The organism is Streptomyces sp. NPDC048637 (assembly GCF_040650675.1).
GTDB lineage: Bacteria > Actinomycetota > Actinomycetes > Streptomycetales > Streptomycetaceae > Streptomyces.
Window position 1 is genome coordinate 16,140 of the sequence record NZ_JBEZHQ010000020.1, and the last position, 24,003, is coordinate 40,142.

Consider the following 24,003-nt stretch of genomic DNA (forward strand, 5'->3'; position numbering starts at 1 on the left):
GGCCGTACCCCGTTCCGAGGGCACGGCCCGGGACACGTCCTCTTCCGCCCTCTCGTCCGTCCCCCCTTCCGCCCCTCTTCCGACCTCTCGTCGTCCCCCCTTCCGCCCCTCTTCCGCCCTCTCGTCGTCCCTCTTCCACCCTTCCTCCGCCCTTCCTCCGCCCTCCTTCTGTCCCCATTTCTGCCCTCATTTCTGCATGGACGCGCGTAGCTGCAGACATGGCGTGAAGAAGATGTGCGGGGCCGATGGCGGCCGGGTGATGCGCCTGTCGGGTGCGCTCCCCGTGCCGTACGGTTTCTGCAGATGAGAGAAACACCCCGCTCGCAGGGGACTGCGGGCGACGCCCGGTCGGCGCTTCCCCGGCTCCGATCAGGCCGTGCCCTCGCGCACAACACCGGAACCCCCGGTTCCGGGAATCCTCACCGATCGGATGTCCGCCCGCCCCATACCCCCCGGGGCGCGCGGGACACCGGTCAGCACGGCCGCCTCGGAACCACCCCCCCTGTTCCGAGGCGGCCGACCCATTTCCCGGGCTCCACGGGCCCGTCCGGCGGCGGCACCCGGCGCTTCTCCCCCTGGTGGTTCTGTCTGGCCGGTGCACTGCTCTTCACCGCGGTCACCTGGCAGGTGGCGGTCCACGGTCCGCTGCGCACCCTCGACGAACGGCTCGGCCGCGCCCTTGTCGCCGGCGAACTCCCCGTCGGGCCCGCCGAGTTCTGTGCCGATCTCGGCAATACGGCCGTGGCGGTGCCGGTGTTGTGCGTGGTCATGGTGTGGGCGGGGTGGCGCGGCAGGGGCAGGGAGCCGTCCGACGAGGGTGCTCCGGTGCGGTGGTGGCTGCCACCGCTCGCCGCCGGCCTCGCACTGGCCGCGGTGCCCGCGCTGGTCGTCCCGCTCAAACTGTGGCTCGCCCGGCCGGGCCCGCCGCAGATGGCGGGCGGTGCGCACGACGGCTTCTATCCGTCGGGCCATGGCGCCACGGCGGCGGTGGCGTACGGCGTGGCCGCGCTGCTGGTGATCCGTGGTCAGCGGCGGATGCGGGCGGGCCGCCCGGCCGCCCGCCCGGTCGCGTCGGCGGTCATGGCCGCGGTGGCGCTGCTCAATGTGGCCGTCGGCCTCGGTCTGGTGCGTCGTGGCTATCACTGGCCGTTGGACGTGGTCGGCAGCTGGTGCCTGGCCGGGGTGCTGCTCGCGGTGTGGTGTGCGGTGTGCGACCGGTGGTCGGGGACGGGCGCCGGGCGGGCGCCGAAGACCTGATGACCGCATGCGGACGGGCGGCTCCGGGCCGCCCGTCCGCTGCGTCGGGCGTCAGCTGTCGAAGCCCAGCCCCACCTTGTCCATGGCCTTCAGCCACAGATTGCGGCGGCCGCCACGGGCGTCGGCCTGGGTCATCGACCACTGGGTGATCCCGATGCCGGCCCAGCGCAGCGGCTCCGGCGGGAACGGCAGCGGCTTGCTGCGGACCATCTCCAGCTCTGTACGCTCGGTGCGCTCGCCGGACAGCAGGTCGAGCATCACCTCGGCGCCGAAGCGGGTGGACCCCACGCCGAGGCCGGTGTAGCCGGCGGCGTAGGCGACCCGGCCCGCGTGGGCGGTGCCGAAGAACGCGGAGAAGCGGGAGCAGGTGTCGATGGCGCCGCCCCAGGTGTGGGTGAAGCGCAGCCCCTCCAACTGCGGGAAGCAGCGGAAGAAGTGCCGGGCGAGCTTCTCGTACGTGGCCGGGTGGTGGTCGTACTCGGCCCGGACGCCGCCGCCGTAGCGGTAGACGATGTCGTAGCCGCCCCACAGGATGCGATTGTCGGCGGTGATGCGGAAGTAGTGGAAGTGGTTGTTGGAGTCCGAGAGGCCCTGGCGGTTCTTCCAGCCGATGGCGGCGAGCTGTTCTTCCGAGAGCGGCTCGGTCATCAGGGCGTGGTCGTAGACCGGGACGATGTACGGGCGGATCCGCTTGACCAGTGACGGGAAGGCGTTGGTGCCGAGCGCGACATGGCGGGCGAAGACCCGGCCGTAGGGCGTGCGGACGGCCATGCCCGTGCCGTCGGAGGCGAGTTCGGTGGCGCGGGTGCGCTCGTAGATGCGGACGCCGAGGCCGAGGCAGGCCTGCTTCAGGCCCCAGGCGAGACGGGCCGGGTTGAGCATGGCGACGCCGTTGCGGTCCCACAGTCCGGCCCGGAAGGTCGGTGAGTCGACCTGGGCGCGCAGCTCGTCCTCGTCGAGGAAAGTGTGCCGGTCCAGCCCGATTTTGGCGGCGTCCTCGGCGAACTCCTGGAGTTCGGCGATCTGGTGGGGCTCGGTGGCGATGTCGATCTCGCCGGTGCGCTCGAAGGCGCAGTCGATGCCGTAGCGGGCGACGGCCTCCTCGATGGCGTCGAGGTTGCGGATGCCGAGCTCTTCGAGGGTGGCGAGTTCACCGGGCCAGCGGGCCAGGCCGTTGCCGAGGCCATGGGTGAGGGAGGCGGCACAGAAGCCGCCGTTGCGTCCGGAGGCCGCCCAGCCGATCTCGGCACCCTCGACGAGAACGACCTCGCGCTCGGGGTCGCGTTCCTTGGCGATCAGCGCGGTCCACAGTCCCGAATAGCCGCCGCCGACGACCAGCAGATCGCAGGTCTCGTCACCGACGAGGGCGGGCCGGGCGGCCGGCCGGCCCGGGTCGGCCAGCCAGAAGGGGGTGGGTTCGGCGTCCGCGAGCGCATGCGCGGCGGACGGGGTCATGGCAGCTCGTGCCATGGTTCTCAGCTCCTCTTGCTCCTCTTGCGGGCCCCGGCCAGCTGGCCGACGACTACACACAACACGGCGACCAGGAACATCGCCGTGCCGATGACGTTGATCTGAACGGGCGTGCCACGCTGCGCCGATCCCCAGACGAACATGGGGAAGGTCACGGTGGAGCCGGCGTTGAAGTTGGTGATGATGAAGTCGTCGAAGGACAGGGCGAAGGACAGCAGCGCGCCGGCCGCGATGCCGGGGGCGGCGATCGGCAGGGTCACCCGCAGGAAGGTCTGCAGGGGTGAGGCGTAGAGGTCCTGGGCGGCCTGTTCCAGACGCGGGTCCATGCTCATCACCCGGGCCTTGACGGCGGTGACGACGAAGCTCAGGCAGAACATGATGTGCGCGATGAGGATCGTCCAGAAGCCGAACTGGATGCCCATGTTGAGGAAGAGGGTCGCCAGCGAGGCGGCCATGACGACCTCGGGCATCGCCATCGGCAGGAAGATCAGGGTGTTGACGCCGGAGCGGGCCCGGAAGCGGTAGCGGGCCAGCGCGAACGCGATCATGGTGCCGAGGACGGTCGCGCCGATGGTGGCCCACAGCGCGATCTGCAGGCTCAGGCCCAGCGAGCCGCACAGGTCGGCGACGCCGCACGGATCGCTCCAGGCGTCCGTGGAGAAGCGCTGCCACTGGTAATTGAAGCGGCCGTTGGGCTTGTTGAAGGAGAACACCATCACGACGATGTTGGGCAGGATCAGATAGCCCAGCGTGCACAGGCCCGCTATCGCGATGATGTTGCGGCGCAGCCAGCGCAGTCCCCGGTTCGGGGTGCGGACCGCGGTGGCTTCGGTGGTCCCGTGGACGGCCATCAGACCAGATCCTCCGTCCCCGACTTGCGGATGTAGATCGTGACCATGGCGAGGATGGCCGCCATGAGGATGAAGGAGAGGGCGGCGGCGGTCGGGTAGTCCAGGACCCGCAGGAACTGCGACTGGATGACGTTGCCGATCATCTTCTGGTCGGTGGAGCCCAGCAGTTCGGCGTTGATGTAGTCACCGGCGGCCGGGATGAAGGTGAGCAGGGTGCCGGCGACGACTCCGGGCATCGACAGCGGGAAGGTCACCCGGCGGAAGGTGGTGACCGGGCGGGCGTAGAGGTCCCCGGCGGCCTCGTGGAGGCGGGGGTCGATGCGCTCCAGCGAGGTGTAGAGCGGCAGCACCATGAACGGCAGGAAGTTGTAGGTCAGTCCGCAGACCACCGCGAGCGGGGTGGCCAGCACCCGCTGTCCTTCGGTGAGGCCCAGCCAGCTGGTGACGTCCAGGACGTGCAGCGAGTTCAGCAGGCCGACGACCGGTCCGCCGTCGGCCAGGATCGTCTTCCAGGCGAGCGTACGGATCAGGAAGCTGGTGAAGAACGGGGCGATGACCAGGATCATCACGACATTGCGCCAGCGGCCGGCCTTGAAGGCGATGAGGTAGGCCAGCGGGTAGCCCAGGAGCAGACAGAGCGCGGTGGCGGTGGCGGCGTAGGCCACGGAGCGGACGAACTGCGGCCAGTATTCGCCGAGCGCGTCCCAGTACGTCGCGAAGTGCCAGGTGACCTTGAAGCCCTCTTCGAGGGAGCCGGTCTGGATCGAGGTCGACGCCTGGTAGACGAGCGGGGCGGCGAAGAAGACGATCAGCCACAGGATGCCGGGCAGCAGCAGCCAGTAGGGGACGAGCCGTTTGCGGGCGGGGGTCTTGCGCACCTCCAGGGGTGCGGTGCCGGCCTGTCCGTCCGGTGGCGCGGGCGTCTCGGTGGTGGTCACGCGGCCTCCTCGTCGAGGTCCGCGCCGGCCTGGATGTCCTGTGCGGCGTCGAGGCCGAAGGTGTGCGCCGGGCTCCAGTGCAGGGCGATGTCGGCGCCGGGGACGAGGCGCCCGTCGCGCTCGACGTTCTGCTCGTAGACGGCGAGTTCACCCAGTCCCGGCACCACGACGACGTACTGGGTGGAGACACCGATGAAGCTGGCGTCCTTGATGCGGCCGGGCAGCCGGTTGCGGCCGTCGGTGATCGAGCCGGCGTCGTCGGCGTGCGTCAGGGAGACCTTCTCGGGCCGTACGCCGGCCAGCACCTTCTCGCCCGTACGGGCCGAGGCGCTGCACCGTGCGGCGGGCAGCCGCAGCGTGGTGTCCGCGGCCTTGAGGAGCAGCTCCTCACCGCCGGCCTCGACGACCTCGGCCTCGATGAGGTTGGAGGTGCCCAGGAAGTTGGCGACGAAGGTGGTGGCGGGGTTCTCGTAGAGGTCGGCGGGGGCGCCGAGCTGTTCGACCCGGCCGCCGTTCATCACGGCCACGGTGTCGGCCATCGTCATGGCCTCCTCCTGGTCGTGGGTGACATGCACGAAGGTGATGCCGACCTCGGTCTGGATGCGCTTGAGCTCCAGCTGCATCTGACGGCGGAGCTTGAGGTCGAGGGCGCCGAGCGGCTCGTCGAGCAGCAGCACCTGCGGGTGGTTGATCAGCGCGCGGGCGACCGCGACCCGCTGCTGCTGGCCGCCGGAGAGCTGCTGCGGCTTGCGGCGCGCCATCGGGCCGAGCTGGACCAGGTCGAGCATCTCCTCGACCTGCTTCTTCACGGACTTGATGCCGCGGCGGCGCAGACCGAAGGCGACGTTCTCGTAGATGTCCAGGTGCGGGAAGAGCGCGTAGTTCTGGAAGACGGTGTTGACCTGGCGCTTGTACGGCGGCAGGACGGTGACGTCCTGGCCGGACAGCTCGACGGTGCCGGTGGTGGGCTCCTCCAGCCCGGCGATCATGCGCAGGGTGGTCGTCTTGCCGCAGCCCGAGGCGCCCAGGAGCGCGAAGAAAGAGCCCGCGGGGACGGTCAGGTCGAGCGGATGGACGGCGGTGAAGGAGCCGTAGGTTTTGCTGATCCCGTGGAGGCGGACGTCGCCGCCGCTGCTCTGGGGGGTCGCGGTGTGGGTCATGTCGGTCGTCCCGTGGGTCGGAGGGCAGAACGGCTCGGGCAGGCCTGGGCGGTGGGGGATCAGGCGCCGGTGAGGTCGGAGAACTTCTGCGTGAACGCCTTGTTCTCCTTGGCGGACAGGGCCCGGAAGGAGTGGGACCGCTCGGCCATCTCCTTGTCCGGAATGATCAGCGGGTTGTCGGCCGCCTTCTTGTCGATCTTGGCGAGTTCCTCGCGTACGCCGTCCACGGGGCAGACGTAGTTGATGTACGCCGCGATCTTCGCCGCCACCTTCGGCTCGTAGAAGTAGTCGATGAGCCGTTCGGCGTTCTGCTTGTGGCGGGCCTTGTTCGGCACCATGAGGTTGTCGCTGGACGTCATGTAGCCGGCCTTGGGGACGGCGAAGCCGATGTCCGGGTTGTCGTTCTGGAGCTGGACGACGTCGCCCGCCCAGGCCACACAGGCGGCGAGGTCGCCCTTGTCCAGGTCGGTGGTGTAGTCGTTGCCGGTGAAGCGGCGGATCTGCTGGGAGTCCACGCCCTTCTGGATCCGGGCGATGGCCGCGTCGAAGTCGTCCGCGGTGCAGTCCTCGGGCCGTTTGCCCATGTCCAGGAGGGTCAGGCCGACGCTGTCGCGCATCTCGGAGAGGAAGCCGACCCGGCCCTTGAGCTTGGGGTCCTCCAGCAGCTGGCCGATCGAGTCGACCTTGCGGCCCCCGGTGGCCTTCTTGTTGTACGCGATGATCGCCGGGATGCCCTGCCAGGGGTAGGAGTGTGCGCGGCCCGGGTCCCAGGCGGGGCTGCGGAACTGCGGCGAGAGGTTGGCGTAGGCGTGCGGCAGGTTGGCCGGGTCCAGCGACTCGATCCAGCCGAGGGAGATCATCCGCGCGCACATCCAGTCGGTGAGCACGATCAGATCCCGGCCGGTGTCCTGGCCCGCCGCGAGCTGGGCCTGGATCTTGCCGAAGAACTCGTCGTTGTCGTTGATGTCCTCGGTGTATTTGACGGCGATGCCGGTGCGCTTGGTGAAGTGCTCCAGGGTCGGCCGGTGCTTGCCGTCGTCGCTGACGTCCATGTACTCGGTCCAGTTGGAGAAGCTGATCCGCTTCTCCGCCCCGGAGTGGTCCGCGGAACGGCCGGCGTCCGTACGGCCCGCGGGCGGGATACCGCAGGCCGACAGGGCACCGAGGCCGCCGACCGTGGCCGCCATGGCACCGCTCGCGCGCAGCAGGGAGCGGCGGGTCATGGCGAGCCGGCCGTCGGTCAGGCTCTGGCGCATGGCGGTGAGTTCGACCGGGGACAGGGGTTCGGGCTGCTCGTGGTGCTCCATGCGCAGTGCCCTTTCGAGGGGTGAGCCCGGCGCTCGGCCGGTGGTGACGATGCCGCGCGGCACTGGCCGCTGGGTGGGCCCATGGGGTGGGCCCGGTGGGGGGCTCGGTGGTGCTGGGCGGGGGAACGTCCCTTACGTGCGGTCCCCGAAGATCGTGCGGTGCCAGTCCTTCCGCACGACCGCGGTGTTGTCGTACATGACGTGCTTGACCTGGGTGTACTCCTCGAAGGAGTAGGCCGACATGTCCTTGCCGAAGCCGGATGCCTTGGCGCCGCCGTGCGGCATCTCGCTGATGATCGGGATGTGGTCGTTGACCCAGACACAGCCCGCGTTGATCTCGCGGGTGGCACGGCCGGTGCGGTAGACGTCCCGGCTCCAGGCGGAGGCGGCCAGCCCGTAGGGGGTGTCGTTGGCCAGCGCGATGCCCTCGTCGTCGCTGTCGAAGGGCAGCACGACCAGCACCGGACCGAAGATCTCGGACTGCACGATCTCGCTGTCCTGCGCGGCCCCGGCGATCAGCGTCGGCCGGTAGTAGGCGCCCTTGGCCAGTTCACTGTTGTTGCCGAAGGCGGGTGCCTCGCCGCCGGTGACGACGGTGGCGTAGCCGCGCGCCCGGTCGACGAAGCCGGCCACCCGGTCGCGCTGGGCGTGCGAGATCAGCGGGCCCAGGTCGGTGGACGGGTCGAAGGGGTCACCGAGCCGTACGGTCGCCATCAGGTCGGCGACACCGCTGACGAAGGCGTCGTAGAGCGGGCGCTGGACGTAGGCGCGGGTGGCGGCGGTGCAGTCCTGGCCGGTGTTGATCAGCGATCCGGCGACCGCGCCATGGACGGCGGCCTCCAGGTCCGCGTCGTCGAAGACCACGAAGGGGGCCTTGCCGCCGAGTTCGAGGTGCAGCCGCTTGACCGTGCCGGTGGCGATCTCGGCGACGCGCTTGCCGACGGCGGTCGAGCCGGTGAAGGAGGTCATCGCGACGGACGGGTGGCCGACGAGGCGCTCACCGGCGTCCCGGCCCGCCCCGGAGACGATGTTGAGCACCCCGTCGGGCAGACCGGCGCGCTGGGCGGCCTGGGCGAACAGCAGCGAGGTGAACGGGGTGATCTCGGCCGGCTTGAGGACGATGGTGTTGCCCGCGGCGATGGCCGGCAGCACCTTCCAGGCGGCCATCTGCAGCGGGTAGTTCCACGGTGCGATGGAGCCGACGACGCCGAGGGGCTCACGGCGGATGACGGAGGTGTGGTCGGCGCTGTATTCGCCGGCCGCCTTGCCCTCCAGATGGCGGGCGGCGCCCGCGAAGAAGGCGGCGTTGTCGATCGAGCCCGGTACGTCGAACTCGTTGCTGAGCTTGATCGGCTTTCCGCAGTTCAGCGATTCCGCGTAGGCGAGATCGGCGGCGTCCTCGGTGAGCGCGGCGGCGAAACGGTGCAGGGTGTCGGAACGCTCCCCCGGGGTGGCACCGCCCCACTCCGGGAACGCCTGCCGGGCGGCCTCCACGGCCGCGTCGACATCCGCCGTCCCCGCGAGTTCATACGAGTACACCGTCTCTCCGGTCGCCGGGTCCACGACGTCCTGGGTACGGCCGGAACTGCCGCCGCGGAGACTCCCTGCAATGAATTGCGCGCCCTCGGCGAACCGCTCGGTGACATCGAATCGGTGATCCATGGTGCTCTCCTCCGCCGGGCGCCGGGGCCGCTCAGCGGCACTGCCTGGCGTAGCTATTTCCGGAATCGATGGCTGATCTTGACAGAGGAGAGGAGCCTCAACAAGGGATTCCGTTGTTGCCTTTTGGTTACGCGACGGATTCTGCGATTTCACGCCCAGGTGCCCCGACACGTTGTCAGTGCCCGCTGACAGAATCCCGGCATGATGCACGACAGCACGGGGATCACCACGGGGGACGCGGCCGGGCCGGTCGCGGACGGCCCCCGCTCGGTCGAGGAGCTGCGCAGGGTGACCGCCACCGGCAAGCGCCTCAAATACGTCCATTTCTGGGGTCACAGCCCGCGGCGTGACGGCAGCCTGGGCGTGAGCTGCTTCAGCCAGTGGTGGCGCTCCCCCTTCACCGTCGACGGGGTCAGGTATGCCACCGCGGAGCACTGGATGATGGCCGGCAAGGCCCGGCTGTTCGACGATGCGGAGGCCGAGCGGCTCGCGCTGGCGGCGTCCCACCCCAAGCAGGCCAAGGACGCCGGGCGCCGGGTCCGCGGCTTCGACGAGGAGACCTGGCAGCGGCACCGCTTCGACCTGGTCGTCGAGGGCAGCGTCCACAAGTTCGGCCAGGACGCCGCGCTGCGGGAGTACCTGCTCGGTACGAACTCGCGGGTGCTGGTCGAGGCCAGTCCGGTGGACCGGATATGGGGCATCGGCCTCGCCGGCGACGACGAGCGGGCCGCGGACCCGGCGCGCTGGCGGGGTCTGAATCTGCTGGGCTTCGCGCTGATGGCGGCCCGGCAGCGGCTGCGCGAAGCGGCCGGAGCGGCGTCGTAGGACAGGCCGTGGGGCCGGCCGGGCGCGGGAGAAGTCCGCGGGCCCGCGCCCCCGGCCGCCACCCCCTAGCATGGCCGGGCCGTTCCGCGCACCCGGCGCACCCTTTGACCAGGAGGAACCGTTGTCCGATCTCGATGCCTTCATCGCGGGCCTGCCCAAGGCGGAGCTGCACGTCCACCACGTCGGATCGGCCTCACCGCGCATCGTCGCCGAACTGGCGGCGCGGCACCCCGACTCCGCCGTCCCCTCCGACCCCGAAGCGCTGGTCGACTACTTCACCTTCCGCGACTTCGCGCACTTCATCGAGGTCTATCTCTCCGTCGTGGACCTGATCCGCGATGCCGAGGACGTCCGGCTGCTGACGTACGAGGTCGCCCGGGACATGGCACGGCAGCAGATCCGCTACGCCGAGCTGACCCTCACCCCCTTCAGCTCGACCAGCCGCGGTATCCCCGACGCCGCGTTCGTCGAGGCCATCGAGGACGCCCGCAAGGCCGCGGAGTCGGAGCTGGGCGTGGTGCTGCGCTGGTGCTTCGACATTCCCGGTGAGGCGGGCCTGGAGGCCGCGGAGGAGACCGCCAGGATCGCCTGCGGCCTGCAGCCCGAGGGCCTGGTCTCGTTCGGTCTCGGCGGCCCGGAGATCGGGGTCCCGCGCCCGCAGTTCAAGCCGTACTTCGACCGCGCCCGCGCCGCCGGTCTGCACTCCGTACCCCACGCCGGCGAAACCACCGGCCCCGGCACGATCTGGGACGCCCTCAACGAGCTGCGCGCCGAGCGCATCGGCCATGGCACCAGCGCCACCCAGGATCCCCGGCTGCTGGCCCATCTCGCCGAGCACCGCATTCCGCTGGAGGTCTGCCCGACCTCCAACATCGCCACCCGCGCGGTGCGCACCCTGGAGGAGCACCCCCTCAAGGAGATGGTCGACGCGGGTGTGCTGGTCACCATCAACAGCGACGACCCGCCGATGTTCGGCACGGACCTCAACACCGAATACGCCGTCGCCGCCCGGCTCCTGGGGCTGGACGCCGAGGGGCTGGCCGGGCTCGCCAGGAATGCCGTCACCGCGTCCTTCATGGACACCACCGCCAAGGCCCGGCTGACGGCCGAGATCGACACCTACACGGCGTCCTGGCGCGGCTAGCGACGGAGGCCGTGGAGTCCTGACCGTCCGCTGCCCCGGCCGCCGCCCCGCCGGGCCCGCGCCGTGGCCGGGGCCGGGGACGGGGGCCGAACGGGCTCCCCGGGGTGCCCGTACGGCCGCCGGGCACCCCTGTGCCTCCTCCGCCTCCCCTACCGCCCCACCCTCACAACCCCACGATCGCGTTCCACTCCTTGGCGAATGCGGTCCGTTCCTTCGATGTGATGTCGCGGGCGATGACCAGCCGCTTGCGCATCGCCTCGTCGGGGAAGATCAGCGGGTCCTCGGCGAGTGCGGCGCGGTCCTTGTCCTTGGAGGAGGCGAGGACCTCACGCGCCGCCGGTACGGGGCAGACATAGTTGACCCAGGCGGCCAGGTCCGCGGCGACCTCCGGGCGGTAGTAGTAGTCGATCAGCCGCTCGGCGCTGCGCTTGTGCTCGGCGAGGTTGGGGATCAGCAGGCTCTCCGCCCAGAGCTCCGCGCCCTCCTGCGGCACCACGAACTCGATGTCCGGGTTGTCCGCCTGGAGCTGGATCACATCGCCCGAGTAGGCCTGTGCGGCGAGCACATCCCCGGAGTCCAGGTCCTTTATGTAGTCGTTGCCGGTGAACCGCCTGATGTGGCCCTTGCTCACGAGACGGCGGATCTGGTCGGTCATCCGGTGGAAGTCGTCGGCCGTCCAGCGGGTAATGTCCACCCCGTTGCCCTGCATGAGCATGGCGAATGACTCATCGAGCCCGGAGAGCAGGGTGACCCGGCCGCGCAGATCGTCCTTCCACAGGTCGGCGGTGTGCTGGATCTCCCGGCCGAGCTTCTTCCGGTTGTAGGCGATACCGGTGATCCCGGACTGCCAGGGCACGGAGTGCTTGCGGCCGGGGTCGAAGTGCGGGGTGCGCAGCAGCGGGTCGAGATGCCGGGCGACGTGCGGCTGGGCGGCGCGGTCCATCTCCTGCACCCAGCCCAGCCGGACGAACCGGGCGCACATCCAGTCGCTGATGACGATCAGATCGCGGCCGGTGCTCTGGTGGTTCATCAGCGCCGGGCTGATCTTGCCGAAGAACTCGTCGTTGTCGTTGATCTCCTCGGTGTACGTGACGGAGATCCCGGTGCGCCGCTCGAAGGCGTCCAGGGTGGGTCGGCGCTGCTTGTGGTGGTCATCGACGTCGATATAGAGCGGCCAGTTGGCGAAGACGAGCTTCCGGTCCCGGGCCGAACGGTCCGGCCCTCCGCGGTCCGCCGCCTCGACGTAGGCCGGCGGCACCCCGCAGCCGGTCATGGCGGCCAGCGCCCCCGTCACACCCAAACCGCCCATACCCCGGAGCAGCGCCCGCCGCGAAAGATCAGCCATGGCGAGCACTCTCACGTGCCGCGGGCGGAGGCGGCAAGCGACAGAGCGTCAGTTGCCGGGCCTCCGCCCGCGACGGTGTGTCGAGCGTTTCCGTGCCGCCCGACGGCGGGGATCCCCGCCTCAGCCGGTCCGGCCGGCCGGTCGGCTCAGCCGTCCAGCGAGGTCATCACGTGCTTGATCCGGGTGTAGTCGTCGAAGCCGTAGGCCGAAAGGTCCTTGCCGTAGCCGGACTTCTTGAATCCGCCGTGCGGCATCTCGGCGACCAGCGGGATGTGGGTGTTGATCCACACACAGCCGAAGTCGAGGCTCTTGGACATCCGCATGGCGCGGGCGTGGTCCTTGGTCCACACCGAGGATGCCAGGGCGTACTCGACGCCGTTGGCCCACTCCACGGCCTGCTTCTCGTCGCTGAAGGACTGGACGGTGATGACCGGGCCGAAGACCTCCTGCTGGACGATCTCGTCGTCCTGCTGGAGGCCCGAGACGACGGTCGGGGCGAAGAAGTAGCCCTTGTCGCCGACCTGTTCGCCGCCCGCCTCGATCTTGGCGTGCGCGGGCAGCCGCTCGATGAAGCCCTTGACCTGCTTGAGCTGGTTGGCGTTGTTCAGCGGGCCGTAGAGCACGTCCTCGTCGTCGACCGCGCCGGTCTTGGTCTCCGCGGCGGCCTTGGCCAGCGCGGAGACGAACTCGTCGTGGATGGACTCGTGGACCAGGACGCGGGTGGCGGCCGTACAGTCCTGGCCGGCGTTGAAGTAGCCGGCGACCGAGATGTCCTCGACGGCCTTGGGGATGTCGGTGTCCTCGAAGACGACGACCGGCGCCTTGCCGCCCAGCTCCAGGTGGACCCGCTTGAGGTCCTTGGACGCGGACTCGGCGACCTGCATACCGGCCCGCACGGAGCCGGTGATCGAGGCCATCGCCGGGACCTTGTGCTCGACCATCAGCCGGCCGGTCTCGCGGTCACCGCAGATGACGTTGAACACACCGCGGGAGTGGCCCAGTTCGTCCAGCACGCTGCCGATGATGTCGGCGATCAGTACCGTGGAGGCCGGGGTGGTGTCGGACGGCTTGATGACGACGGTGTTGCCCGCGGCCAGCGCCGGGGCGAACTTCCACACGGCCATCATCATCGGGTAGTTCCACGGCGCGACCTGGGCGCAGACGCCGACCGGCTCGCGGCGGATGATGGAGGTGAAGCCCTCCATGTACTCGCCGGACGCGCGGCCCTCCAGCATCCGGGCGGCACCCGCGAAGAAGCGGATCTGGTCCACCATCGGCGGGATTTCCTCGGACCGTACGAGCGCGATCGGCTTGCCGCAGTTCTCCGACTCGGCGGCGATCAGCTCCTCCGCCCGCTCCTCGAAGCGGTCAGCGATCTTCAGCAGGACCTTCTGGCGCTCGGCCGGGATCAGGTCGCGCCAGGCGGGGAAGGCGGCCTCGGCGGCAGCCATGGCCGCGTCCACGTCGGCGGCGGCCGAAAGAGGGGCGGTGGCGTACGCCTCACCCGTCGCGGGATTGACCACCTCCGTGGTCCGCCCGTCGGCGGCGTCCCGGAACTCCCCGTCGATGTAGTTGCGCAGACGACGCAGTGCGGTGGTCACTGTGCGCCCCCTTCAGTCAGAAGTCTGGTGGTTTGGACATCCACCCTAGCCATGGAACCCACGTTTTCAACACACCCGCCACCCAGGAACAACGGAATCAGTGAAATATCGATCGCGACACGACTAATTTCATCGTCTTAGGGTTGCAAGACGGGCGAGGCTCGTGCACAGTGAACGGCGTGGCGGCCTCTCGAAACAGTCATGACAGAACCGGAACCCCGTCGATCGACTCCGTCTCCCTGGCGATCATCGAGCAGCTCCAGGAGGACGGGCGCCGTCCGTACGCCGCGATCGGCAAGGCCGTCGGCCTGTCCGAAGCGGCGGTACGCCAGCGCGTACAAAAACTGCTCGACCAAGGCGTGATGCAGATCGTCGCGGTCACCGACCCCCTCACGGTCGGTTTCCGGCGGCAGGCAATGGTCGGCATCAACGTCGAAGGTGACCTCGACCCCGTGGCCGATGCCCTGACGACCATGGAAGAGGTCGAGTACGTCGTCATGACGGCAGGCTCCTTCGATCTCCTCATCGAGATCGTCTGCGAGGACGACGACCACCTTCTGGAAATGATCAACAAGCGGATCCGCACGCTTCCCGGCGTCCGATCCACCGAGAGCTTCGTGTACCTCAAGCTCCGGAAGCAGACCTACACCTGGGGAACGAGATAGCAATGAGCGGCGACCTCTCCAAGACGGCTTACGACCACCTGTGGATGCACTTCACCCGCATGTCGTCGTACGAGAATGCCCCCGTGCCCACGATCGTGCGCGGTGAGGGCACCAACATCTACGACGACAAGGGCAAGCGCTACATCGACGGCCTCGCCGGCCTGTTCGTGGTCAACGCCGGCCACGGCCGGGTCGAGCTCGCCGAGACCGCCTACAAGCAGGCGCAGGAGCTGGCCTTCTTCCCCGTGTGGTCCTACGCCCACCCCAAGGCCGTGGAGCTTGCCGAGCGGCTGGCCAACGAGGCCCCCGGCGACCTCAACAAGGTCTTCTTCACCACCGGTGGCGGCGAGGCCGTCGAGACCGCCTGGAAGCTGGCCAAGCAGTACTTCAAGCTCGTCGGCAAGCCGATGAAGCACAAGGTGATATCCCGCGCGGTGGCCTACCACGGCACCCCGCAGGGCGCCCTGTCCATCACCGGCCTGCCGGGTCTGAAGGCCCCCTTCGAGCCGCTGGTCCCCGGCGCGCACAAGGTTCCGAACACCAACATCTACCGCGCCCCGATCCACGGCGACGACCCCGAGGCCTTCGGCCGCTGGGCCGCCGACCAGATCGAGCAGCAGATCCTCTTCGAGGGCCCGGAGACCGTCGCCGCGGTCTTCCTGGAGCCGGTGCAGAACGCCGGTGGCTGCTTCCCGCCGCCCCCCGGCTACTTCCAGCGGGTCCGCGAGATCTGCGACCAGTACGACGTGCTGCTCGTCTCCGACGAGGTCATCTGCGCCTTCGGCCGCCTCGGCACGACGTTCGCCTGCGACAAGTTCGGCTACATCCCGGACATGATCACCTGCGCCAAGGGCATGACCTCGGGCTACTCCCCGATCGGCGCCTGCATCATCTCCGACCGCCTGGCCGAGCCGTTCTACAAGGGCGACAACACCTTCCTGCACGGCTACACCTTCGGCGGCCACCCGGTCTCCGCGGCCGTCGGTGTCGCCAACCTCGACATCTTCGAGCGCGAGGGCCTCAACAAGCACGTCCTCGACAACGAGGGCAACTTCCTGAGCACCCTGCAGAAGCTGCACGACCTGCCGATCGTCGGCGACGTCCGCGGCAACGGCTTCTTCTACGGCATCGAGCTCGTCAAGGACAAGACCACCAAGGAGTCCTTCAACGAGGAGGAGACCGAGCGCGTCCTGTACGGCTTCCTCTCCAAGGCGCTGTACGACAACGGTCTCTACTGCCGCGCCGACGACCGTGGCGACCCGGTCATCCAGCTCGCCCCGCCGCTGATCGCCGACCAGTCGGTCTTCGACGAGATCGAGCAGATTCTGCGCACGGTCCTCACCGAGGCCTGGACCAAGCTCTGACCCTCACGGCACCTCCCGGTCCACACGTACACAATTGAGTATCCAGCGGCTCAGATTCACTCACTTCAAGCCATACGAGTGAATCTGGGCCGTTGTGCTGCCAAGCGACGAATACCGGGGGTCACCAATCCTTACCGTGCTTGTGACCGATACCCTCCATGGTCGTTCACCCGGTCGGGGGAACGATTCGACGCCTACAACAAGAGGTGCGCAGATGGTGGCCCCGCCTGACAACGACGTTCTCTGGGCCCGCGGCCTGCACCACGCGTACGGCGGCACCTCCGCCCTCGCCGGAGTCTCCGTCGGCGTCCGCGAAGGCGAGATCCTCGCCGTCACCGGCCCGCGTGGCAGCGGCAAGACCACCCTCCTGAAATGTCTCTCCGGTCAACTCGTCCCGGCCGAGGGCGAGGTCTGGTTCAACAGCGCCCCCGTGCACACCCTCTCCTCCCCCAGCCGCGAACGGCTGCGCCTGGACCGGTTCGGCTGGATCGACACCCAACCGCACCTCGTCGCCGAACTCACCGCCTGGGAGAACGCCGCTCTCCCCCTCCTGCTCCGCGGCACCGGGACCCGCTCCGCCAAGCACACCGCCATCGAATGGCTGGACCGCCTCGACGTCGGCATGTGCGCGAGCCGCCGCCCCGCGCAGCTCGACCAGTCCCAGCGCCAACGCATCGCCATCGCCCGTGCGCTCGCCACCACCCCCCAGGTGCTGTTCGCCGACGAGCCGACCGCCCCGCTGCACCGCGCCGACGGCACGCAGGTGCTGCGCACCCTCACCACCGCGGCCCGCTCGCACCAGATCACCGTGGTCCTGGCCACCCATGACCCCGAAGTCGCCACGCTCGCCGACCGGTCCCTCGCGCTCCTCGACGGCCACCAGTCGAGCGGCGCGCCCGCCACCGACGGCTCCTCCGATGAGGAAAGCAGGGCAGCGTGCTCGCTCTCCGTCTAGCCCGCGGCTCTCACCCCCTCGTCCTGCTGCGCCGCCTCTCCGTCACCGCCGCGGCGGCCGGCACCGGCTTCCTCCTGCTCTCCACCCTCGGCCACGCCGCCGGCCACCCGTCCGCGGCCGACGAGTCGTTGGTGCGCCTGCTGTGGTGTGCGGCCCCGCTCGCCGCCACCGCCCAGTTCGCGGTGTCCACGGCCCGTACGGACCCCGCCGCCCGCCTCCAGCGCGGGATGACCGCCGCCGGTCTGGGCCCGCTCCGTCTCACCCTGCTCGCCACCGCCTCCACCGCACTGACCTGCTTCCTCGGCGTCCTGCTGGCCCTGCTCCTGTTCCTCCGGCTCCGCGGCGACCTGGACGGTCTTGGCCACCTCGGCCGCCCGTCCTCCCTCGGTATCGACGCCGACCTGCTCGGTGCCGGCCACCCGGTGCCGCTCGTCGGCGCCCTCATGCTGCTGGCGACCGTGCCGCTGACCGCTGCCGCCGCGACCGCCGTCTCCCTGCGCCCCCGCGACGAGTCCGGCTCGCCCGAGACCGGGAACCGCCCCAGGACCGCCCCGCCCTCCGGTCTCCCGTGGGGCATCGCCCTGGCCGCGGCCGGCCTGGCGATCGAGGCGTACACCAGCCGCGGCGCCCACGCCACCGGCGGACTGCTGCCGCTGCCCGGCCGGCTGGTCGGCAGCCCCCCTGGGGTACTCGCCGGCTGGGCACTGTCGGCCTTCGGTCTCGTGCTGGCCGGCCCCGGTCTGGTGCATCTGTGCGGCCGGCTGCTCTGCGTCGGCCGTCCCGGCGCACTGCGTCTGCTGTCCGGGCGCGTGCTCCAGGAGGAGTCGCACCGTCTCGGCCGCCCGCTCGGGGTGCTGTGTGCGGTCGGCTCCGCCGCGTATGCCGCCGTGAAGGTGTACGAAGCCTCTTCCTCCCGTCCATTCGGACCGCTCACCGCCGTCGGCGCGGCGGTCGTCCTCGCCTGTGTCACCGCCAGCGCGCTCACCGCCGCGCTGGAATCCCGCTCGGCCCGCGCCCACACCACGGCAGCCCTCCGCCGCCTGGGTGCGTCCGCCTCCGTCCTCCACCGCGCCGCAGCCCTGCGCTTCCTGGCTCTGGTCATCGTCCTGGCCCCCCTGACCTGGACCGTCGCGGAAATGGCCACACTTCCGCTGGTGCATTGAGGGTGTTGGCGCAGGGCGGTCCGTCCACCTGACGGCGCCGCCCGACGGCGGCGCGGCATGCCGACCGCGCCACCGTCGGGCGGCGGGTCCGCCCCGGACTCCGCAACAGTCCGCGGCACCAACAGGCCTGGGCACCCCCGGCGCCCCCTGGCCGCACCACCGCGCGGTCCGGTGCGGGCGGGGGCGACGCCTCAGCGCGCGAGCGCCGTGACCTCCACCTCTATCCGCCACTCCGGCTGAGCCAGCGAGGACACTTCCACGGGCGTCTCCGCGGGATAGGGCGCGGACAGGAACTCCTCGCGCAGCGTGCTGACATGGCCGAGGTCGGCAGCCATGTCGGTGACGAAGAGGCCCACCTTCACCACATCGGCGAGCACGGCACCCCCTGCGGCGAGCACCCGCTCGACATTCGCGAACGCCTGACGCCCTTGCGTCAGGAAGTCGTCGGCGACGGTCCGGCCCTGTTCGTCGACACCCACCTGGCCCGAGACATGGATCAGTCCGCCCGCCCTGACGGCCTGCGAGATCTTGTACGGCTCGTACCAGTCGGGCGTCGTGGCGATCTGCTCGATCCCCCGCCGCCCCTGTCCCTCGGCGGCAACGTCCACCGACATCGTCATCGCTCTCCCCCTCGATTCCCTGCGCACACGTCACCCACCCGGCAATCACTTGCATGCACATACACAAGTTTCTGTTGCATGTACGCTCCTGTCAAGAGCCCAGCGACACACGGCAAAGAGGCAGAAGAAGGCAGAGGGCGATGGACGCGGAGCACTGGGACCTGCTCGGAACGCTGCACACACGCGTCGAGCAGGAGCTGGCGAAAGCCCTGCAGCAGCATCACAGCATCGGCCTGTCCGAGTACCGCGCGCTGGCCAGGCTGGCCGAGTCGGACGACGGTGAGCTGCGGATGCAGGAGCTCGCCGACCTCATCGGCCTCAACCAGAGCTCCGTGAGCCGGCTGGCCTCCCGCCTGGAGTCGTCCGGGCTGACCCGCCGCGACCTGTGCCCCGATGACCGGCGCGGTGTGTACAGCGTGATCACGGACGAGGGCAGGGAAGTACAGCAGCAGGCGCGCCCGACCTACGACGGTGCGCTGCGCGACGCACTCGACGCGGCGGCCGCGGACGGACACCTCGGCCCCCTGGTGGCGACACTGCGGTCCTAACATGACGGACGTGCAGTCGAATTCACAGCCCCCAGCACCCCGCCACGCCCACCACGACCACGACGACCGTGAGATCGAGTCCCTCGAGGAGTTCGACCGGGTGGTCGCCTCGGGCAGTCTCGCCGGACATCGCGTCCAGTCGGTCGATCTGACGGACCGTACCTTCGCGCTGCTCAGCGCGGACACCACGGAGTCGGTGTTCCTCGGCTGCGTCATGGAGCCGGACGCCGCCGCCAAGATACGCGCCGGTGGCGCTCTGGTCTTTCCTCCCGTACCGGGCCTGCCGTTCGATCCGTACCGGGGCGTCCTCTACGGCCCGGACGAGCTCTTCGAGGGGCTGGCCGACGCCGGCTTCGACGCCACCCCGGACGCCCGCACCTACGGCTGGTACCAGGAGACCAAGTCGGACGGCGACATCTTCGCCTCCATGCTGCGCAGCATCCACGACGACGCCGTCTCCGACGCCCTGGACGAACACCTCGCCGGTGCCCAGGTGGTGGGCATCATGGGCGGCCACGCCCTGGAGCGCGGCTCCGCGGCCTACGCGGGCGCGGCCCGGCTCGGCCGCCGGCTCACCCGCGACGGGCTGACCGTCGCGACCGGTGGCGGCCCCGGCGCGATGGAGGCGGCGAACCTCGGGGCGTACGCCGCGCCCTTCGAGGACGAGATGCTCGACTCGGCGCTGGAACTCCTCGCCAAGACGCCGCACTTCACCCCGTCCGTCACGGACTGGGCACAGGCCGCCTTCGAGATACGGCGCAGCCGGCCGGGCGGCGGCACCTCGGTCGGCATCCCCACCTGGTTCTACGGCCATGAGCCGCCGAACGCCTTCGCATCCCACATAGCGAAGTACTTCGTCAACGCGGTGCGTGAGGACGGCCTGCTGGCGCGCTCCCGTGCCGGCGTCGTGTTCCTGCCGGGCGCGGCCGGGACCGTCCAGGAGATCTTCGACAACGCGACCCCGAACTACTACGGGTCGCGGGGCGAGCCGACCCCGATGGTGCTGGTGAACCGCGCGCACTGGACCGAGAAGCTCCCCACCTGGCCGCTGCTCCAGGCGCTCGCCGCGGACCGGCCCATGGCGGCCCGGATCGCCCTGGTCGACTCGGTGGACGACGCCCCGGACGCGCTGGCCCGCCTCCGCTCCCAGGCGCTTTCCTGACCCGGCCGCCGCCCTCCGTCTCCCCCGTGCCGAAGGCCCGCCACTTCCCCGCCGTTCGGCGACTCGACGTGTTTGCCACCGGAGGCAACTCCCGCCCCGAAATGCACGTCTGCCAGGAAGGTAATGAACAGGTAATGCAGACAGCAGGCGAACGGAGCTCTTGGTGATCATCGGCCTTCTGACGGCCGTGGCGGCGTCGGCCTGCTACGGCACGGGATCGGTCCTGCAGGCGGTGGGCTCCCGCAAGTCCGCCCGCCGGGAGGCGGCCGCGTCCTCCGACACCGGTGTCACCCAGCATGGCGGACCCAGCCTGTCGTCGACCGCGAAGGCGGCCGTGACCTGGGAATTCATGGTGGGCACAGTGCTGGACTTCGTGGGGTTCGGGCTCGGCGCGCTGGCGGCCCGGATGCTGCCGCTGTTCCTCTCCCAGACGGTGATCAGCGCCAATCTCGTGATCACGGCCGTACTGAGCATCAAGCTCCTCGGTATCCGGCTCAACCGGGCGGAGTGGTCGTCCATCGCGGTGGTCTGCTCGGCACTGGTGCTGCTGGCCACGGCCGCCGGGCCGGAGGGCAGCGGCCACACACCGATCGCCACACACTGGTGGCTGCTCGTCGCCTCCCTCGTGCTCATCGGCGGCGGCACACTGATCGTGCGGCTGCTCGGCGGACGGGCCGCGATCCTGGCGGGTCTGCTCTCCGGGCTGGGGTTCGGCGCGCTCGGTGTGGGCGTACGGGTGCTGAACGGTGTGGAACCCTTCCACCTGCCGTCCCTGCTCGGCGACCCCGCTCTCTACGCGATTCTCGTCGCCGGTATCGGGGGCATGTACCTGCACACCGTCGCCCTGCAGATCGGCTCGGTGAACGGCGCCACGGCGGCGCTGGTGGTGGGCGAGACGGTGGTCCCCGGCATTCTCGGGGTGCTGTGGCTGGGTGACTCCTCCCGTCCGGGCTTCGCCTGGGTCGCGGTCCTCGGCTTCGTGGTGGCGGTGGCCGGCGCTGTCGCGGTCGCCTGGTTCGGCGAGCCGGAGCCGGAGCCCGGCGCACCTCAGGCCGGGTCATCGGAGGCCGACGAGCTGCCCACGGAGGCCGCGGCCCGCTGAGGCCGCCGCCGCGCCTGCACGGCGCAACTGCCGGACGTGGGGCGCCTGGTGGCGGCCCACGGCCCGGCGCCCCACCGGATGCCCCGCCGCGCGGTCAGCCCGCCGGGGCGGAGGCGTCCAGCACCACCACGTCCTGCGCATGGAAGGCGATGCCCACCCGCTCGCCCACTTCGGGCGCGTCCCGCAGTGCGCAGGCCGCCTCCACCTGCGGTCCGCCGGAGGGCTGGAGCAGCAGCGCGACATGGGTGCCGCGGAAGGTACGGGCCGCGACCGTGCACGGCAGGCCCTCCGGGGCGGCCGTCAACCGCACACCGGCCGGCCGTACCAGCAGCCGGCACGGCCCGTCCGGGGTGGCTGCCGGGACGGGCACCTTCCCCCAGGGGGTGGCGGCGGCCTCGCCCTGCACCGTCGCCTCGACCACGTTGTCGAAGCCGAGGAAGCGGGCGACGAATTCGGTCGCGGGCCGCTGCCAGACCTCCAGCGGGGTGCCGGTCTGCGCGATCCGGCCGTCCTGCATCACCACGACCCGGTCCGCGAGCGCAAAGGCCTCGCCCTGGTCGTGGGTGACGGCCAGCACGGTCGTGCCCAACTCGTGGAAGAGCCGGCGGAGTTCGACGACCAGCCGTTCGCGCAGCCCGCGGTCGAGCTGGCCGAGGGGCTCGTCCAGCATCAGCAGACGGGGGCGCGGGGCCAGGGCGCGGGCCAGGGCGACCCGCTGCTGTTCGCCGCCGGACAGGGACGCCACGGCGCGCCGCTGGGCGCCCGGCAGCCCCACGAGGTCCAGGAGTCCGGCGACCGTACGCTCCTGGTCACCGCGCGAGGAACGCCGCATCCGCAGCCCGAAGGCGACGTTTCCCGCGACATCGCGCTGCGGGAAGAGCTGGTGGTCCTGGAACATCAGGCCGACCCCGCGCCGGTGTGTGGGCACTCCCGACTGATCCCGCCCCTCCAGCAACACCTGCCCCGCGTCGGCCTGTTGGAGCCCGGCGACCACTCTCAGCAGGGTGGACTTGCCGCTGCCGCTCGGCCCCAGGACGCATACGATTTCGTGGGCGGCGACCTCCAGGTCCACCGCGTCCAGCGCGGGGCGGCCGCGGCTGCCGAAGCGGACGGTCACCCCGCCCAGCCGCAGCAGCTCCTGCGCCGTGGTGCCGGCCTGTGCCGTCATCTAGAACTCCCCGGATCGGTCGATGGGTCGCAGGCGCTCCAGTACCAGCAGGGCGGCGGCGCACACCACCATCAAGATGGTCGACAAGGCCATCGCCTGCCCGTAGTTGAGCTCCCCCGCACGCCCCAGCAGCCGGGCCACGGCGACCGGCAGCGTCGGCTGGTCCGGCCGTGCGATGAAGACCGTCGCGCCGAACTCACCGAGCGACACGGCGAAGGCGAAGCCCGCGGCGATCAGCAGCGCCCGCCGCACCATCGGCAGGTCGACCTCGCGCCACACCCGCCAGGGCGAGGCGCCGAGTACGGCGGCCGCCTCCCGCAGCCGGCCGTCGACGGCCCGGAGGACCGGCAGCATCGTCCGGACCACGAACGGCACCCCCACCAGCGCCTGGGCGAGCGGGACCAGCCACCACGAGGCGCGCAGGTCGAGCGGGGGTTCGTCGAGGGTGATCAGAAAGCCGAAGCCCACGGTCACCGCGGAGACTCCCAGGGGCAGCATCAGCAGCACGTCGAAGCCGCGGACGAACCGGCTGACCACGGGGGTCCGCCCGGACGGGCCGCGGCGCAGCCTCGGGAGGGTCAGGGCGGCGGCCGCCAGTCCGCCCACCACCAGCGCGATCACGGTGGCCGCGGCCCCGTAGGCGAGGGAGTTCCACAGGGCGTCGAGGGGGGCGACGGCGAAGGTGCTGTCGGCGCTCGCGGCGGAGCTCAGCGAGGTGTAGAAGACCGCTCCGTAGCCGTCCGGCCCGGCGAACGACCGCTCGACGAGCACCACCAGCGGCACGAGCAGCAGCACGGCGATGACGGCGAACGTCCCCCACAGCAGCGCCCACTGGCCACCGCCGCGCGGCCGGCGGGCCGTCTGCGACGCGTCCACGAGCCGGAGCGCGGATTCCCGGCGGCGCACGGTCCAGGCGTGCAGCGCCAGTACGCCCAGCACCGCCGCGAATTGGATCATGGTGAGGACGGCGGCCGTCGGCAGATCCAGGAAGTCCGCGGTCTGCCGGTAGATCTCCACCTCCAGCGTGGAGAAGGTGGGGCCGCCGAGAATCTGCACCACCCCGAAGGAGGTGAAGGTGAACAGAAAGACCATCAGGGCGGCGGCCGCGACGGCCGGCCCCAACGCGGGCAGCGTGACCCGCCGCCAGGCCTCGAACCGCCCGGCGCCCAGCACCCGCGCCGCCTCTTCCTGACGCGGATCGAGCTGTCCCCAGAGCCCGCCGACGGTCCGTACGACCACGGCGTAGTTGAAGAAGACATGCGCCAGCAGAATCGCCCACACCGAGGTGTCCAGGCGCACGCCCCACAGGTCGTCCACCAGTCCGCCCCGCCCGACCAGCGCCAGGAAGGCCGAGCCGACGACGACGGTCGGCAGCACGAACGGCACCGCCACGACCGCCCGCAGCAGCTGTTTGCCGGGGAAGTCGAAGCGCGCGAAGACATAGGCGCCGGGCAGCGCGACCAGCAGCGTCAGCCCGGTCGAGGCCGCCGCCTGCCAGACGGTGAACCACAGCACCTGCACGACATCCGGGTCGCTCAGCACCGCGCCGAACCGGCTGAGCTGCCACTGCCCGCCGTCCTTGAGCCCCCGTCCGACGATCGCCACCACGGGATAGGCGAAGAACAGCGCGAAGAAGGCGAGCGGCACCGCCATCAGGCCGAGCCGCACCGCCGTCCCCCGCGCGGGCCTGCCGCGC

General features: G+C 70.5%; 21 protein-coding genes. 10 read left to right on the forward strand and 11 right to left on the reverse strand.

The genetic code is table 11. The features are described from left to right. Positions 1-627 precede the first annotated feature (627 nt). Entirely contained in the window at positions 628-1,257 is a 630-nt protein-coding gene (locus AB0C46_RS23715; protein ID WP_362830101.1) for a phosphatase PAP2 family protein, read from the forward strand. Positions 1,258-1,308: 51 nt separating this feature from the next. On the opposite strand, the gene AB0C46_RS23720 is transcribed toward AB0C46_RS23715, so the two are convergent. From AB0C46_RS23720 to AB0C46_RS23745, 6 genes are all read right to left on the reverse strand, one after another. Continuing rightward, positions 1,309-2,712 (reverse strand): FAD-dependent oxidoreductase, encoded by a 1,404-nt coding sequence (locus tag AB0C46_RS23720; protein ID WP_362830222.1) that lies wholly within the window; start codon positions 2,710-2,712, stop codon positions 1,309-1,311. A gap of 20 nt (positions 2,713-2,732) precedes the next feature. After that, the gene (locus tag AB0C46_RS23725) at positions 2,733-3,578 is read right to left on the reverse strand and encodes an ABC transporter permease (protein WP_362830102.1); all 846 of its coding nucleotides are present in this window, start codon (positions 3,576-3,578) and stop codon (positions 2,733-2,735) included. Continuing rightward, positions 3,578-4,516 (reverse strand): ABC transporter permease, encoded by a 939-nt coding sequence (locus AB0C46_RS23730; protein ID WP_362830103.1) that lies wholly within the window; start codon positions 4,514-4,516, stop codon positions 3,578-3,580. The genes AB0C46_RS23725 and AB0C46_RS23730 overlap by 1 nt, the downstream gene beginning before the upstream one ends. Further along, the gene (locus tag AB0C46_RS23735; protein WP_362830104.1) at positions 4,513-5,676 is read right to left on the reverse strand and encodes an ABC transporter ATP-binding protein; all 1,164 of its coding nucleotides are present in this window, start codon (positions 5,674-5,676) and stop codon (positions 4,513-4,515) included. Before AB0C46_RS23735 ends, AB0C46_RS23730 begins: the two co-directional genes overlap by 4 nt. Before the next feature lie 59 nt (positions 5,677-5,735). Beyond that, positions 5,736-6,983, reverse strand: a complete 1,248-nt coding sequence (locus AB0C46_RS23740) for a spermidine/putrescine ABC transporter substrate-binding protein (protein WP_362830105.1) — start codon at positions 6,981-6,983, stop codon at positions 5,736-5,738. A 132-nt stretch (positions 6,984-7,115) separates the two neighbouring features. Then, complete coding sequence (locus tag AB0C46_RS23745) at positions 7,116-8,645, reverse strand: gamma-aminobutyraldehyde dehydrogenase (RefSeq protein ID WP_362830106.1); 1,530 nt, start codon at positions 8,643-8,645, stop codon at positions 7,116-7,118. 201 nt (positions 8,646-8,846) lie between these two features. Here AB0C46_RS23745 and AB0C46_RS23750 point away from each other — a divergent pair, with 201 nt between their 5' ends. Together AB0C46_RS23750 and AB0C46_RS23755 are read left to right on the forward strand one after the other, a co-directional pair. Continuing rightward, complete coding sequence (locus AB0C46_RS23750; protein WP_362830107.1) at positions 8,847-9,470, forward strand: NADAR family protein; 624 nt, start codon at positions 8,847-8,849, stop codon at positions 9,468-9,470. Positions 9,471-9,540: 70 nt separating this feature from the next. Then, positions 9,541-10,614, forward strand: a complete 1,074-nt coding sequence (locus tag AB0C46_RS23755) for an adenosine deaminase (RefSeq protein WP_362830109.1) — start codon at positions 9,541-9,543, stop codon at positions 10,612-10,614. 163 nt (positions 10,615-10,777) lie between these two features. Here the strand turns inward: AB0C46_RS23755 and AB0C46_RS23760 are convergent, their stop codons facing one another. Next, complete coding sequence (locus AB0C46_RS23760; RefSeq protein WP_362830110.1) at positions 10,778-11,959, reverse strand: spermidine/putrescine ABC transporter substrate-binding protein; 1,182 nt, start codon at positions 11,957-11,959, stop codon at positions 10,778-10,780. A gap of 146 nt (positions 11,960-12,105) precedes the next feature. Beyond that, the gene (locus AB0C46_RS23765; protein ID WP_362830111.1) at positions 12,106-13,560 is read right to left on the reverse strand and encodes a gamma-aminobutyraldehyde dehydrogenase; all 1,455 of its coding nucleotides are present in this window, start codon (positions 13,558-13,560) and stop codon (positions 12,106-12,108) included. A gap of 170 nt (positions 13,561-13,730) precedes the next feature. On the opposite strand from AB0C46_RS23765, the gene AB0C46_RS23770 reads away from it, so the two are divergent. The 4 genes from AB0C46_RS23770 to AB0C46_RS23785 all read left to right on the forward strand — a co-directional run bounded on the left by AB0C46_RS23770 (position 13,731) and on the right by AB0C46_RS23785 (position 17,707). Further along, entirely contained in the window at positions 13,731-14,225 is a 495-nt protein-coding gene (locus tag AB0C46_RS23770) for an Lrp/AsnC family transcriptional regulator (protein ID WP_088800306.1), read from the forward strand. A 2-nt stretch (positions 14,226-14,227) separates the two neighbouring features. Then, complete coding sequence (locus AB0C46_RS23775) at positions 14,228-15,589, forward strand: aspartate aminotransferase family protein (protein WP_362830112.1); 1,362 nt, start codon at positions 14,228-14,230, stop codon at positions 15,587-15,589. A gap of 214 nt (positions 15,590-15,803) precedes the next feature. After that, positions 15,804-16,544 carry an ATP-binding cassette domain-containing protein gene (locus AB0C46_RS23780; protein WP_362830114.1) on the forward strand — a complete coding sequence of 247 codons (741 nt, stop codon included), beginning with the start codon at positions 15,804-15,806 and terminating at the stop codon, positions 16,542-16,544. Then, positions 16,526-17,707, forward strand: coding sequence for a hypothetical protein (locus AB0C46_RS23785; protein WP_362830115.1), 1,182 nt, complete (start codon positions 16,526-16,528; stop codon positions 17,705-17,707). Before AB0C46_RS23780 ends, AB0C46_RS23785 begins: the two co-directional genes overlap by 19 nt. Before the next feature lie 191 nt (positions 17,708-17,898). Here AB0C46_RS23785 and AB0C46_RS23790 read toward each other — a convergent pair whose 3' ends face one another. Next, positions 17,899-18,327, reverse strand: a complete 429-nt coding sequence (locus AB0C46_RS23790; protein ID WP_362830116.1) for a Rid family hydrolase — start codon at positions 18,325-18,327, stop codon at positions 17,899-17,901. Positions 18,328-18,467: 140 nt separating this feature from the next. Here AB0C46_RS23790 and AB0C46_RS23795 point away from each other — a divergent pair, with 140 nt between their 5' ends. From AB0C46_RS23795 to AB0C46_RS23805, 3 genes are all read left to right on the forward strand, one after another. Further along, complete coding sequence (locus AB0C46_RS23795) at positions 18,468-18,875, forward strand: MarR family transcriptional regulator (RefSeq protein WP_362830117.1); 408 nt, start codon at positions 18,468-18,470, stop codon at positions 18,873-18,875. A gap of 1 nt (position 18,876) precedes the next feature. Further along, entirely contained in the window at positions 18,877-20,037 is a 1,161-nt protein-coding gene (locus AB0C46_RS23800; protein ID WP_362830118.1) for an LOG family protein, read from the forward strand. 163 nt (positions 20,038-20,200) lie between these two features. Further along, on the forward strand, positions 20,201-21,139 hold the full coding sequence (locus AB0C46_RS23805) for a hypothetical protein (protein ID WP_362830120.1): 939 nt from the start codon (positions 20,201-20,203) through the stop codon (positions 21,137-21,139). Positions 21,140-21,233: 94 nt separating this feature from the next. Here the strand turns inward: AB0C46_RS23805 and AB0C46_RS23810 are convergent, their stop codons facing one another. Together AB0C46_RS23810 and AB0C46_RS23815 are read right to left on the reverse strand one after the other, a co-directional pair. After that, entirely contained in the window at positions 21,234-22,307 is a 1,074-nt protein-coding gene (locus tag AB0C46_RS23810) for an ABC transporter ATP-binding protein (RefSeq protein ID WP_362830121.1), read from the reverse strand. Further along, on the reverse strand, positions 22,308-23,960 hold the full coding sequence (locus AB0C46_RS23815) for an iron ABC transporter permease (RefSeq protein ID WP_362830223.1): 1,653 nt from the start codon (positions 23,958-23,960) through the stop codon (positions 22,308-22,310). Positions 23,961-24,003 lie beyond the last annotated feature (43 nt).